Source organism: Dactylosporangium darangshiense (assembly GCF_039537565.1).
GTDB lineage: Bacteria > Actinomycetota > Actinomycetes > Mycobacteriales > Micromonosporaceae > Dactylosporangium > Dactylosporangium darangshiense.
The window spans coordinates 356,159-368,906 of record NZ_BAABAT010000001.1; the positions used below are offsets into that span (position 1 = coordinate 356,159).

Here is a 12,748-nt window from a genome sequence, read left to right on the forward strand (position 1 = left end):
GCGTCAGCCCTCGAAGAAGGCCGGGCCACCCGGCGGCAGCGGGGGCACGGCGCCGCGCTCGGCCGCGCGCCGCGCGAACTCCCGCACGCCCGCGACCTGGCGCTCGCCGAGCGAGAAGTCGAGCACGCGGAAGTACGTGGCGAGGGTCTCGGCCGAGAGCGTCTCCCAGCGGGCGGCCGCCGCGGCGACCTCGTCGAGCTCGGTCAGGCACAGCTCGCGCGAGCGAAGGAAGGCTTCATGCACGTCCTTGACCAGGCCGGGGTGGGCCTCGGCGAAGTCCCGGCGCACCGCCCAGGCGGCGAAGACCATCGGCAGGCCGGTCCACTCCCGCCAGGCCAGGCCCAGGTCGGTGACCTGCCAGCCGTGCTGCGGCGCGTCGTGCATCGCGCGCAGGGCCACGTCGCCGATGATCACGGCGGCGTCGGCCTCGTCGAGCATGCGGGCCAGGTCGGGCGGGCTGTTGAAGTACTCGGGGTGCACGCCGATGCGGGACTCCAGGTACATCTGCGCGAGGAGGACGCCGGTGCGCGAGGTGGCGCCGAGCGCGACGCGACGGCCGTCGAGCGACTCCAGCGGTACCGTCGAAACGGCATTCACGGACAGCACCGGACCGTCGCTGCCGACCGCGAGGTCCGGCAGGAGCAGCAGGTCCTCGGCGTTGCGCAGGTATTCGACCAGCGAGATCGGGCCGATGTCGAGGTCGCCGGCGACCAGGGCCGCGTTCAGCCGCTCCGGGGAGTCCTTGTGCAGGTCCACGTCGATCAGCGCGCCCGAACGCATCAGGCCCCAGTAGATGGGCAGGCAGTTCAGGAACTGGATGTGGCCGACGCGGGGCCGCTGCAGTGCAGGCACAACGCCCATGGTGCCCCAATCACGGCCGTCCACGCGGGGCAGGGCGGCCATTGTCACAGCCGCTACCCTCGTGGGATGCGACGCCCCCTCGCTGTGATCGGCCCTGCTCTGGCGGCGGCGGTCCTGCTGCTCGTGTCCGGGTGCACGAAGCCGGCGCCGGACGGCCACGTGACAGCCGCCGACGCCTCCGATGCCGCCGACGCGACCCCGAGCGACGCGGCGAGCACGAGCGCGGCGCCGTCGCCCTCGTTCACCGGGCCGCTGTTCACGCCGACGCAGCCGGTGACGATGAACGTCAAGGGCTTCTGGTCGTGGGCGTACTACGACCACAAGACGGATCAGATGTACGGCTCGACGCCGTACACGACGAGCGACACCGCCTCGATGGCGAAGGCCTGGGTGGCCGCGGACTGGCTGCGCCGCCAGGGCGAGCAGAACAAGCAGCCCAGCAGCACGGCGCTGGCCGAGCTGAGCCGGATGATCCGCGACTCGGAGACCGAGAACACGTTCAAGTACCACGTGCAGAACGGCAATCTCACGTCCATCAGGCGCATGATCACGCTCTGTGGGCTCACCGAGACCAAGGGCACCCAGAACTCCTGGAGCCTGACGCAGATGTCGGCGCGGGACGTGGCCCGGCTGGCCAAGTGCATCGGCGACGGGCGGGCGGCGGGCCCGAAGTGGACCGGCTGGCTGCTGAACGAGATGCGCAACGTGCGCGGTCCGGGGCGGTTCGGGCCGATCGAGGTGCTACCGGCCGACGTGCAGAAGACCACCGCGATCAAGAACGGCTGGCTCGCCCGCGACGACGGGCAGTGGCACATCGCGTGCATGGCGGTCGGCGACGGCTGGAGCCTCGGGATCATGGCGCACTACCCCAGCTCGTTGGGCAAGGATTACGGGGTCAAAACGTGCCGCGAGGTGACCAAACAGCTGCTGACCAAGCACTGAGATCGGGATGTACCCTGTCCTCCCTGCCGCAGAGAGGACAGCCAGGTTGCGAGTGCGAGGGTATGCCCCGGCGACGCCGTGCTGGTCGGTGCTGAGCAGCGGCGACGCGGCCGCGGCGACGCGGTTCTACTGCGAGCTCTTCGGCTGGACGGCCGAGCCCGCGGAGGACGGCACCACCACGTTCCTGCTGCACGGCCTCGCGGTCGCGGGCCTCGCACCGGCGCCGGGCGGTCGGGCGGCGTGGCTGACGTACGTCTCGACCGAGGACGTCGAGGCCACCGCGGCCCTGGTCACCGCCGCCGGCGGCACGGTACTGCAGCCGCCCGCGGATCTCGCCGGGCGCGGCCGGGCCGCCCTCTTCGTCGACCCGGCGAGCGCGGTCTTCGGCGCCTGGCAGCGCGGCCGCTTCGCCGGCGCCCAGGTCGCCAACGAGTCCTTCGCGATCTGCTGGAGCGAGACCGTGACCCGCGACATCGCCGGCGCGGCCGAGTTCTACGGCAAGGTGTTCGGCTGGACCGAGCAGCAGGGCACGGCGGTCGAGGAGCACGAGTACCACGAGTGGATCTCTACCAACCGCGTCGTCGGCGGCATGAGCCCGATGGGCGAGCAGTACCCGCCCGAGACCCCGCAGCACTGGCGCACGATCTTCGCCATCGACGACTGCGCCGGCTTCGTGGCCCGCGCGCAGGAGCTCGGCGGCCGGGTCCTCGCCGGCCCGATCGACGCCGGCATCGGCTTCGCCGCGCAGGTCATGGACCCGACCGGCGGCATGTTCCTGGCCATCGACATGCTCCCCGAGCTGCGCGACCTCCTGGGCTGACCCCCTGGCGTAAATGGACGCCGATCATTGCGGCGCTGCGCTACTGTCCGGCGCAGCGGGCATCGGCCCGCGATCGGCTGCACCTCACGGGGAGGACACGTGCGGCGATTCGGCATGGCCCTGGCCATCGCCGCATCTGGGTCACGGCCGACCGGTTCCAGATCCCGCAGCTCGGCGGCTATCGGGTGGACGTCGAGGTCACCGACCGCGACGGCCAGCACGTCCTGCAGCAGTACGCGGGCGACCTCGCCTACATGGTGGCCACGTACTTCGAGGACGCGAAGGTCCGCCCGGCGACGGTGACCTACTACAAGCGCGAGGTCACGCTGTCCGGCCGCCTGCTCGGCCGCTGGCCCGGCGACGCCCACGTGGAGGCGCTCGCCGGCTTCCCGGTGCAGCTTTCCGCGTACCCCGGCGACTTCACCGAGGTCACGACGGGCGCGAACGGCCGCTTCTCCGGCCCGCTGCACCTCGACGACGCCGGCTGGGTCTACGCCTACTTCTCCTACGACCCCAACCACCTCGGCTACATCGGCAGCAACACGCCGGACCTGCCGATCGGCCTCACCCCGGCCGCGTCGCGCGCGACCGCCAAGGTCAGCAAGACCCGCGTGAACGCCGGCGACACCATCACGCTGAGCGGCCAGTTCACCTGGCGCTCGAAGGACGGCTGGGTCCCGCTGGCCAACAAGCAGTTCGGCATCCTCTTCTGCGCCGACGCGTATCCGTCCTGCAACTCGGTCGACTACCCGATGACCGATGCCGAGGGCCGCTACTCACTGCAGGTCACGCCCTACGCTTCGGGTCACTACCAGGTCGGCCTGAACCCGAACGACCCGTTCATCGCCACGGTGATCCAGAAGTCGGCCGGCATCGTGGTACTGCAGGCAGTCTCGTTCAACGAGTTCAGCGCCTACCGCAACGACGACGGCACCGTCACGGTGAGCGGCCTACCTGCAGTTCGACCGCTTCTCCCCCGGTAACGCGCCGGTCCAGCTCCAGTACTCGCCGACCGGCAAGGCCCCGTGGACCACGGTGACCACGATCCAGACCGACAGCAGCTACTACTTCAACACCACCCTGGACCACCCGGCGCCCGGCTACTGGCGCGCGTACTACCCCGGCCAGCAGGACATGTTCCAGTCGGCCACCAGCACCAAGATCCAAGTCGCCTGACCCAGCAGTTGGGACCCCGGTCGCCCTCACGGACGGCCGGGGTCCAGTGCGGCAGGGCGGGGCGCCTGGAGCAGGTCGAGGCAGTTGCGCCACAAAGACTCGAGCTGGGCCGGGTCGTTCAGGAGCTTCGCGAGCAGTACCAGGCCCTCGATCTGGGCGACGATCGAGCGCGCCGCCTCGCGGGTGTCGATCGACGCGGCGGCCAGGCCCTGCGCCTGCGCCTCGGCGACGACCCGCTCGATGAGGTCGATCTGGGCCTCGAAGATCTCCTGCAGGCGCAGGCGGACCTCTTCCACCTGGTTGCTGAGCTCCAGCGCGAGGTTGCCGAAGAGGCAGCCGGCGACCAGGCCGGCCTTGCGCCGGCTCGCGCGCTGCACCTCCTCGGTGGCCTCGAACAGGTCGCGCAGGCGCTGCAGTGGGTCGCGGTCGCTGCCGAGCAGGGCCTCCCACTGGCGGCGCTGGGTCTCCCAGTGCTCGTCGATCACGGCCAGCGCGAGCGCCTGCTTGGACTCGAAGAAGTAGTAGAAGCTGCCCTTCGGCACGCCCGCGGCGGCGCAGATCTCCGCAACGCCCAAGGCCCAGTAGCCGCGCTGCTCGATCAGGGCCGCGGCGGCCGCCAGGATCTTGTTCCGCGCGTCACTCGTTCTTCCCACACCTTGGAGAATACTCGACCGGTCGTCTAGCTTCCGTAGTAGACCGGTCGTCTACTATCTCACTAGACAAGGGAAGAACCACGATGAAGGTTGCAGTCATCACCGGGGCGTCGCAGGGCATCGGGGCGGGGCTCGTGGACGCGTACCGCAAGCTCGGCTACGGCGTCGTGGCCACCTCGCGCACGATCGACGAGGCCACCGACCCGGAAATCGTGACCGTCCGCGGCGACATCGCCGACGCCGGCACGGCCGAGCGGGTGGTCGGGGCGGCCATCGAGCGCTTCGGGCGCATCGACACGCTGATCAACAACGCGGGCGTGTTCGTCGCCAAGCCGTTCACCGAGTACACCGACGAGGAGTACGACCTGATCACCGGGGTCAACCTGGCCGGGTTCTTCCAGCTCACGCGGCGCGTGCTGCCGCACCTGCTGGCCACCGGCGCCGGGCACATCGTGAGCATCACGACCAGCTTCGTCGACCAGCCCAACTCCAACGTGCCCTCGGTGCTCGCCTCGCTGACCAAGGGCGGCCTCACCTCGGCCACGAAGTCGCTCGCGATCGAGTACGCGAGCCGCGGAGTGCGGGTCAACGCCGTCGCGCCGGGCATCATCAAGACCCCGATGCACCCGGTTGAGACGCACGCGACCCTCGCCGGCCTGCACCCGGTCGGGCGGATGGGCGAGACGAGCGACGTGGTCGACGCGGTCGTCTACCTCGAGTCCGCCGGTTTCGTCACCGGCGAGATCCTGCACGTCGACGGCGGCCAGAACGCCGGTCACTGAGAGGAGCGCAGCAATGCCGATCGTCACCATCCAGATCACCAAAGAGGGCACCACGCCGGGCGCGGACGCGGCGACCGCCGAGGAGAAGGCGGAGCTCATCAAGGGCGTGAGCCAGGTGCTGCTCGACGTGCTGAAGAAGCCCCTGAGCGCGACCTTCGTCGTGATCGAGGAGGTCGAGACCCAGAACTGGGGCTGGGGCGGCCTCCCGGTCCAGGAGTACCGCAAGCAACGGGCCGCTGAACAGGCGAAATAACCCGGTGGAGCGACGGACACACCAGGGCGTCACGGTGTGTCCGTCGCCGGTCCGTCCGTCGCGATCCACATGGCAGACTTGTGTTGGCACCAGCCAGGGAGGTGAGTCGCATGAGCGTGGCCGTGCTTGATCATTTCGGACCTTGGAGCGAGGACGAATACTTCGCGCTCGGTGAGACGCCTAATCGGGTCGAGCTGATCGACGGAGGTCTGTGGGTGAGCCCGGCGCCGAGCCTTCCTCATCAGGACATCTCCTACCTCCTGATGGCCGTGGTCCGTCCGGCGGCCCGGGCGGCAGGACTCAGGGCATACGAAGCGGCCAACGTGCGCCTGGGTAGCAGCCGGATCGTCATACCGGACCTGGTGGTGGCCAGCCCCGACCCGAAGAGCGGGATTGTCGATGCCTCAGAGGTCGTTCTGATCTGCGAGATCGTCTCGCCCAGCAATGCGTCGACCGACCGGGTGCAGAAGATGCACTTCTACGCCGTGGCAAGAATCGGCTGGTATCTGCTTGTGGAGCCGGACCTGGCCGACTTCGAATCGGTGACGTTGCGGCTGTTCCGCCTCGAGGGTGATCACTACGTGCCCCATGCGGTCGCTGCCGGAGGCGAGACGCTGACGTTCGACGGGCCCTTCGCCTTCCAGATCGATCCCAACACGTTGCTGGACTGGTAGCCGACGATCATCGTGGCGCGGCCGGGGCCTGACAGCACCGGAGATGAGGCCGGCGACGAGCCTCGCTTGCGGAAATTGGCCAGGTAGGCGGCGAACGGATCGCCCTGTCCGGCCGCCCGGCACCCCCGATCACCGTCCAGCGTCACGTGCTGGTGTAACGCCAGGCTGCCCGACGCCGCTGGTTCGCGGACGTGGCGTTACAGCGCGACGTCGATCGGACAGTGCGACGGAAAGGTGCACCGTGAGACTCTCTCGTCGCAAGGCACTGGCAGCGGCGTCCGCCGCCGCGGTCGGTGCCGGCGTCCTGACCGCCGCAGCGTTACCAACGCAGGCGTTGGCGGCAGGACCGGAAAACTCCTACATCGTGCTTGCTCCAAAGGGTCACTCGACAGCTCGAGCCGCCGACCGGGTCGTCGCCGCCGGTGGCACGGTCGTCGCGAACTACAACCAGATCGGCGTGCTCGTGGCCCGCTCGACCAACCCGTCGTTCGCGACCGCGGTGTCGGGTGCGGGCGTGGACGCCGTCGCGTCCACCGCGGGCCTGGGCACCGCGCTCGAGGACAGCGCCACCGTGGAGGTCGCCGACCCCGCCGCGCAGCAGACCACCGGCGACCCGACCGGCGAGCCGCTGTTCGGCCAGCAGTGGGACATGACCCAGATCAACGTTCCGCAGGCGCACAAGGTCACCACCGGCAGCCCGAACGTGGTCGTCGGCGTCCTCGACAGCGGTATCTCCAGCACCCACCCTGACCTCGCCACGCAGATCGCGAAGGACAAGAGCGCGTCCTGCATCGGCGGCGCGGTGGACACGGCCGAGGCCGCCTGGAACCCGACCACCTCCGACCACGGCACGCACGTCGCCGGCACGATCGCCGCGGCGATCAACGGTATCGGCGTCGCCGGCGTGGCCCCCGGGGTGAAGGTCGCCTCCGTGAAGGTCGTGAACGACGACGGCTTCATCTACCCGGAGGCCGCGGTGTGCGGCTTCCTCTGGGCCGCCGACCACGGCATGCAGATCACCAACAACAGCTACTTCATCGACCCGTGGGAGTGCAACTGCCGTAACGACGTGCGGCAGCGCCCGGTCTGGACGGCCGTCCAGCGCGCGATCCGGTACTCGCAGAACAAGGGCGTGCTCAACATCGCCTCGGCGGGCAACTCCAACGTCGACCTGCAGCACAAGTTCGTCGACGCCGGCAGCCCGAACGACGGCAGCTTCCCGGTCGAGGACCGCACGATCACGGGCGCCTGCCTCGACCTGCCGGCCGAGGCGCCCGGCGTGGTGACCGTGTCGGCGGTCGGTCCGACCCGGTTGAAGAGCTACTACTCGTCGTACGGCCAAGGGGTCGTGGACGTCGCGGCGCCCGGTGGCGACACCCGGTTCCGCAACCTCGGCTCCCCGTCGACGCTGACCGACGCGGTCCTGTCGACCACCTTCAACACCGCGACGAAGACCAACGGTTGGGGCTACAAGCAGGGCACGTCGATGGCCGGGCCGCACGCGGTCGGTGTCGCAGCACTGGCGCTCTCCGCCCACCCGGGCATGCAGCCGGGGGCCCTGGCGTCCTGGCTGGAGCGCACCGCCGACGCGCTTGCCTGCCCCAGCGGCGTGTACAACCCGGTGCCTCTCCTGCAGGGCTTCGAGGCGACGTGCTCGGGCGGGAACCGCAACGGCTTCTACGGTGCCGGTGAGGTCAACGCGTACAACCCCGTGCGATAGCACCAGCAGTACCACGGTGGGGTCGCCGGCCCACGAGGCCGGCGACCCCAACCCCGGAGCACACTTCCTACGCGTGGAATCCGGCTCCGTCGAGTGTCTTGATCAGTGTCGGCCTGCGGCGGTGCCGGTCGCGGAAGTCGGCCAGGTAGGCGGCGAACCGATCGTCCTGTCCAGCCGCCCGGCAGGCCGCCCGTAAGGCCGAGAGCAGCGGCAGCGCCCGTCGGTACCGGTGCTTGTCTCCGCTGTCGCGGACCTGCTCCTCGATGAGGTCCTGGTACGGCTCGATCACGTCGGCCGGCTCGGCCGTGCGCCGCTGGTCGAGCAGGCCGGCCCAACGCTGCCGCCCGAGCCGCTCGATGTTGGCCCGGCCGACCGCCCAGGCCTCGCCGTGAGCGCCGACCGCAGTGAGCACGTCGACCAGTTCGGACACGTAGCTGGGCTGCTCCGCGACGCGCTGACGTAGCCCCTCGACCGCCGCCGATGTCGGGTCGGCGGCACCGGCCTGCACTGCGGTGCTCACCCATGCCCGGAAGGCATCGAACGTCGGGTGCCGCTCGAACTCCGCCTGCCGTACCGCCAATGCGGCTTCGCTGTCACCCTGTTCGAGCAGCAACGCCACCAGCGTGTCGCGGAGCTGGTCGGCGTGTGGCCAACCGGCTTTCTCCGAAAGCCCGCGCTGCGCCCAGACAATCGCCTGCACCGTCCTGCCGGCCGCACGCAGAGCGTCGACGATCCGCGCGTACTGCACGGCGCTGGTCAGATGCTCGGCCAGCACTTGGACGTGCCGGTCGATGTCACCGGACACCTCGGCCAACTGCTCGCGCAGATCCCGAACCGCGAACCGTGCCGTCCATGACTCGGCATCTGCCGTCTCGGCCCGATCGGCGACCAACCGCTCCACCTCCGCCAGCCCGGCGGCACCGAGCGCCGGGGCGAAGTCGCGCAGCACGATCCGCGGCCGGCCCGGGCCGTCGCACTCGAGCTTCACCAGCCATCCGGCCAGCCGCCTCGGGTTCTGGGGTACGGCGATGCAGGCCCGCGCGTACAGCTCCATGATCTGCTGCAGGTCGTCACCGACGACCCCGGACGAGTCGTCCATGTACGTCAACGCGGTCGTCATCCGGTCGACCGCCTTGCGCAGCACGGGAACCACCGTCGCCGCAGCGCCGGCGTCGATCAGCGCCGCACACCGGTCGGCCAGATCGCGGGCCGCCTGCGAATATTCGCGCCGGCCCCGGTACGGATCCGTGCGGCGATCGCGACGGAGCCGATCGACCAACCCAGCCAGATCATCGTGTATCTGCACTAGTTCAGACCAGCCACGGTCGTCGCATCAACGGGTCGTCATCCACGCGCGCAGATTGCCGACGAGGAGAACGCATGATGCGAGGATCAGCACCGCAGCCGCTCCGGCCCGCCAGTTACGGACGACCACCTCGACGGCGCCCAGGACGGCGAACACAACGGCGCCGGCCACGGCCATGGTTGCCGCGAACCGCACCAGCCGGCCGCGGGCGGCCGCCTCGATCGCGAGCATGAGAGCCATCAATCCGGCGAACGACCAGAGGACTCCGATGGGCGGGCTTATCACGACGAGCGCGACTCCGGCCAGCATGACCGACACCGATGCTGCCGACCATATCGCCAGGAACCGCCGGCGCGGGGCGTCGGCGGCCAGCGGAAGAGCACGGCGGCGCAGATGGGCATGTGGAGCCTCGATGGGCGGCTGGGTTCTCGCGCGGACGATCGCATCGAGTTCCTCGCGGAGCGCGGTCTGCTCGGTGTGCAGCCACGCGATGGTCTCCCTGCCGTCCCGGCCGTAGCCGGTCCTGTCACGGCGGCGCGTCTTGTCTGCACCGGCGTGGCTCGTGTAGGCCGCCCTGGCCCGGTCGCTGGCACGCAACTCCCGCGACGTCCGCCGGTGGACGTCGATCTCGACGGCGATCTCGGCAAGGCGTCGTTCCAGCCAGCTTGCACGGCTCTCCCGCAACACGGCACCGTGCTCGGCGGTCGGGTACTCCTCGTCGAGGCCTGCCCACGCCACTGGGTTCGCCCAGCCCGGCCGGACCGCCCCATCGCGCTCATACCGGGGCCCGGCCGGTGCCCGCTCGCCGCCGAAGTGGTCCCGTGTGTCCAGCCCCCACAACCCTCGGTAGGCGCGAATCCACGGAGTGTCGTCGTCGATCAACACCGGATGCCAGGCCCTGCGCTCGCCCGCCCCGATGCCCGGGCCATCGCCGCGGTGATAGTCGATAAAGGGGATGCCGGCGATCGTCTCCGGCATGTCCCTGGCCCAGGGCAGCACAGTCCGTGCCATCTGCCGCAACGCAGCCGCGAGGCGGTTCGGCCACGTCAGGGCGACGGTCGTCACGTATTCACCGGGCAGGTAGGCACCGGCGTGCGATCCGGCCCCCGCGTACACCACCGGATGCGTGCCGACGAACTCGATGTCCGGGTCGTCCCAGCGTCTGCGCAGATCGTCGCCGACCTCGTCGTGTGCCGAGAACGCCACCCAGGCCGGGCGCAAGGAGCCGGTGAGTGTCTCACCAAGAAAGATCGTCACCTGTTCCCAGTCGGCTTCGTGGTCGTTGATGCCGCTGAACGTCGAGCGCCAATCGTTCATCGGGTAGAAGTACCAGTACTGCAGGGCGACGTAGCCGCCGTCCCGGGACACTCTCGCGTAGTAGGGATGATCGTTCGGCTGCATGTGCGTGACGTACAGGCGGTGCGCCGCCGCCCGGGTGCCGCCGGGTAACGTCCCCCGCAGGAGAATGGACAGGCGGAGCCCGGCGTCGACGAGCCGCGCGAACAGCCCGACGGCGGCGAAGCGGCTACTCGGCCGGAACGACGGCTGCGCCCCCTCGCGGCGCCACCGCCGGTACTCGGCACCATCCATCGGGCGGTCGACGAGGCGCAGGTACAGGCCGTCCGCGGCGAACCGCTCCCCCTCCGCGGCCAGGCGCTCCAGCGTCAGCTCACCGCTCTGGGCCAGGCATTCGTCGCGTCGTTCACCCGGCCGCCGCCGCCACAGGCCGGCCCGGGCGACGTAGGCGTCGACGGCTGTCGGCAGGAACAGTTCTCCGGCTGTGTACCGGATCACCGGCTCATACGCCCGCAGCAGGGCGAGGTCACCCTCACGGGTATCAGGCCCTGCCCCCGGGCCACCACCGGCGGCAGGCACCGCATCATCCACGTCCATGACGCGACCGCTGACCGGACCGCGCCGATGCGGCCTCGCGGAGGACGCGCCCTGCGCCCGAGCTCAGCCTCGACCCGGCCTGCTGCCGCCCCACGACGCCGATCATGCCGATCCTCTCCTCACGGTGTCCCAGTTCGCCTCGCTACCCACGGCCAACAGGTTCATCCGTCCGGCGATCCACAGCACCGATCCTCCGGACTTGATCAACTGGGGACGTAGGTCCGGCGGAAACGCGCTACTGTGCAGGCCGCGCGCGCCGCGATAGGCGACTTGTTTCGACCGGAAAGGCAAACGTGGACACCCCCACCCTGCAGAAGCAACAGACGTTGCACCTCAAGCAGCGCATCACCCTCATGGTCAACCAGTACGAGGTCTTCGCATCGGATGGCAGCGGCACCCCCGGCGACCTCGTAGCCTTCGCCCAGCAGAAGCGGATGGCCCTCAAGGAGCAGGTCACCCTCTACACGGACAGCACGAAGTCGCAGGTCGTGGCCGGATTCAAGGCCCGCCAGGTGATCGATCTCGGCGCCACCTACGACGTCACCGACGCTTCAGGCTCGGCGATCGGCAACTTCCGCAAGGACTTCGCCAAGTCGCTGCTTCAGTCGACGTGGCACCTCGAGCAGCCGTCAGTCGGTGTCATCACCGGCACGGAGCGGAGCCTGCCCGTGGCGCTGCTGCGCCGCTTCGTGCTGAGCTTCCTGCCCTACCACTTCGACTTCGTCCGCAATGGTGCCGTGGCCTTCTCGGTGAACAAGAAGTTCTCCCTTCGCGACCGCTATGTGATCACCATCAACGACCCGGAGCTGGACCGTCGCCTCGTCATCGCGATGGCAGTCGCGTTGGACGCGCTGCAGGCTCGCTGACCCGACGCCTACCTGGGGACCCGATGCGGATCGCCGCCGGTCGGCGGCGATCCGCATCGTCGGCCGACCGGCCACCACGTCGTGGCATCCAGCGCTCGGCACGGCGATGATCGGCATAGCGGACTCTTGCGATGCTTCAAATCAGGTCGATCGGCCACCTGTCCCGCCGAGGTCTGGAGAGAGCTCGTCGGCAAGCTCGGGACCCCGGGCCGTCGCGCTATCGGCGACGCAGAAGGGCGCCGGTGTCGATCTCGATGGCGAACGGACCGTCTGCGGTGAGCATCTCGCCGTCCTTCGCGACCGCATGCTCGGTGTAATGCCCACCATCCAGGCGGAGCAGCCGCACCGTCACCGAAGCCGACCTCCCCGGCTCGACGAGCAGGTACCACCCGATCCGCGCGGCGGCGTAGAGCTGCATCTTCAACAGCCGGTCAGCACCCGCGTTGCCCGGCGAGACCACCTCGCCGACCAGCACCACATCCCGGGCGTCCACCGTCGTGCCGTCCTCGACCGGCGTGACCACGAGATCGGGGATAAAGATCCGGCCGCTCGCCAGGCGCACGTTGATCGCCTCGAACACCCAGAGGCCGGCCGCGTCGGCATTTGGGTCGAGCAGACTCGCCAGTCGGCGGGAGACGTGCTGATGGCGCATGGTCGGTGCTGGACTCACCAGCAGACTCCCGTCGAACAGCTCGATCCGGTTCGTGGTCTCGCCGAGTGCAAAGTACTCGTCCTCGCTCCACGGACCGACATGCTCGAGCACGGCCACGCTCATCGGCGACTCACCTCCCGACGGATCCTG

14 protein-coding genes are annotated in these 12,748 nt (G+C 69.7%); 9 read left to right on the forward strand and 5 right to left on the reverse strand.

The window, feature by feature from the left end; translation table 11 throughout:
• Positions 1-3 precede the first annotated feature (3 nt).
• Entirely contained in the window at positions 4-852 is an 849-nt protein-coding gene (locus ABD901_RS01535) for a menaquinone biosynthetic enzyme MqnA/MqnD family protein (RefSeq protein ID WP_425556647.1), read from the reverse strand.
• Positions 853-927: 75 nt separating this feature from the next.
• On the opposite strand from ABD901_RS01535, the gene ABD901_RS01540 reads away from it, so the two are divergent.
• The 4 genes from ABD901_RS01540 to ABD901_RS01555 all read left to right on the forward strand — a co-directional run bounded on the left by ABD901_RS01540 (position 928) and on the right by ABD901_RS01555 (position 3,799).
• On the forward strand, positions 928-1,803 hold the full coding sequence (locus tag ABD901_RS01540) for a serine hydrolase (RefSeq protein WP_345120345.1): 876 nt from the start codon (positions 928-930) through the stop codon (positions 1,801-1,803).
• Positions 1,804-1,855: 52 nt separating this feature from the next.
• On the forward strand, positions 1,856-2,623 hold the full coding sequence (locus ABD901_RS01545) for a VOC family protein (protein ID WP_345121107.1): 768 nt from the start codon (positions 1,856-1,858) through the stop codon (positions 2,621-2,623).
• A 185-nt stretch (positions 2,624-2,808) separates the two neighbouring features.
• Positions 2,809-3,606, forward strand: coding sequence for a hypothetical protein (locus tag ABD901_RS01550; RefSeq protein ID WP_345120347.1), 798 nt, complete (start codon positions 2,809-2,811; stop codon positions 3,604-3,606).
• A gap of 52 nt (positions 3,607-3,658) precedes the next feature.
• Positions 3,659-3,799 (forward strand): hypothetical protein, encoded by a 141-nt coding sequence (locus tag ABD901_RS01555; RefSeq protein ID WP_345120349.1) that lies wholly within the window; start codon positions 3,659-3,661, stop codon positions 3,797-3,799.
• Between the two features lie 26 nt (positions 3,800-3,825).
• Here the strand turns inward: ABD901_RS01555 and ABD901_RS01560 are convergent, their stop codons facing one another.
• Positions 3,826-4,452 carry a TetR family transcriptional regulator C-terminal domain-containing protein gene (locus ABD901_RS01560; RefSeq protein ID WP_345120351.1) on the reverse strand — a complete coding sequence of 209 codons (627 nt, stop codon included), beginning with the start codon at positions 4,450-4,452 and terminating at the stop codon, positions 3,826-3,828.
• Between the two features lie 83 nt (positions 4,453-4,535).
• On the opposite strand from ABD901_RS01560, the gene ABD901_RS01565 reads away from it, so the two are divergent.
• The 4 genes from ABD901_RS01565 (at position 4,536) to ABD901_RS01580 (ending at position 7,881) form a co-directional block, all read left to right on the forward strand.
• A complete protein-coding gene (locus tag ABD901_RS01565; RefSeq protein WP_345120353.1) occupies positions 4,536-5,234 on the forward strand; it encodes an SDR family NAD(P)-dependent oxidoreductase in 699 nt (232 codons plus the stop codon).
• 13 nt (positions 5,235-5,247) lie between these two features.
• A complete protein-coding gene (locus ABD901_RS01570; protein WP_345120355.1) occupies positions 5,248-5,487 on the forward strand; it encodes a tautomerase family protein in 240 nt (79 codons plus the stop codon).
• 110 nt (positions 5,488-5,597) lie between these two features.
• The gene (locus tag ABD901_RS01575; protein ID WP_345120356.1) at positions 5,598-6,161 is read left to right on the forward strand and encodes a Uma2 family endonuclease; all 564 of its coding nucleotides are present in this window, start codon (positions 5,598-5,600) and stop codon (positions 6,159-6,161) included.
• Between the two features lie 241 nt (positions 6,162-6,402).
• A complete protein-coding gene (locus ABD901_RS01580) occupies positions 6,403-7,881 on the forward strand; it encodes a S8 family peptidase (protein WP_345120357.1) in 1,479 nt (492 codons plus the stop codon).
• A gap of 67 nt (positions 7,882-7,948) precedes the next feature.
• Here ABD901_RS01580 and ABD901_RS01585 read toward each other — a convergent pair whose 3' ends face one another.
• Positions 7,949-9,025: a hypothetical protein gene (locus tag ABD901_RS01585; protein WP_345120358.1), complete on the reverse strand. Its 1,077-nt coding sequence runs from the start codon at positions 9,023-9,025 to the stop codon at positions 7,949-7,951.
• Between the two features lie 189 nt (positions 9,026-9,214).
• A complete protein-coding gene (locus tag ABD901_RS01590; RefSeq protein ID WP_345120359.1) occupies positions 9,215-10,777 on the reverse strand; it encodes a hypothetical protein in 1,563 nt (520 codons plus the stop codon).
• 656 nt (positions 10,778-11,433) lie between these two features.
• On the opposite strand from ABD901_RS01590, the gene ABD901_RS01595 reads away from it, so the two are divergent.
• Entirely contained in the window at positions 11,434-11,946 is a 513-nt protein-coding gene (locus tag ABD901_RS01595) for an LURP-one-related family protein (protein ID WP_345121109.1), read from the forward strand.
• A 217-nt stretch (positions 11,947-12,163) separates the two neighbouring features.
• On the opposite strand, the gene ABD901_RS01600 is transcribed toward ABD901_RS01595, so the two are convergent.
• Entirely contained in the window at positions 12,164-12,721 is a 558-nt protein-coding gene (locus tag ABD901_RS01600; RefSeq protein ID WP_345121111.1) for a Uma2 family endonuclease, read from the reverse strand.
• Positions 12,722-12,748: the final 27 nt, after the last annotated feature.

Bases quoted from the DNA above. Each gene is read 5' to 3' on its own strand.
- ABD901_RS01540 (WP_345120345.1), top strand. From the start codon at position 928: ATGCGACGCCCCCTCGCTGTGATCGGCCCTGCTCTGGCGGCGGCGGTC.
- ABD901_RS01565 (WP_345120353.1), top strand. From the start codon at position 4,536: ATGAAGGTTGCAGTCATCACCGGGGCGTCGCAGGGCATCGGGGCGGGG.
- ABD901_RS01570 (WP_345120355.1), top strand. From the start codon at position 5,248: ATGCCGATCGTCACCATCCAGATCACCAAAGAGGGCACCACGCCGGGC.
- ABD901_RS01575 (WP_345120356.1), top strand. From the start codon at position 5,598: ATGAGCGTGGCCGTGCTTGATCATTTCGGACCTTGGAGCGAGGACGAA.
- ABD901_RS01590 (WP_345120359.1), bottom strand. From the start codon at position 10,777: ATGGATGGTGCCGAGTACCGGCGGTGGCGCCGCGAGGGGGCGCAGCCG.
- ABD901_RS01595 (WP_345121109.1), top strand. From the start codon at position 11,434: ATGGTCAACCAGTACGAGGTCTTCGCATCGGATGGCAGCGGCACCCCC.
- ABD901_RS01600 (WP_345121111.1), bottom strand. From the start codon at position 12,721: ATGAGCGTGGCCGTGCTCGAGCATGTCGGTCCGTGGAGCGAGGACGAG.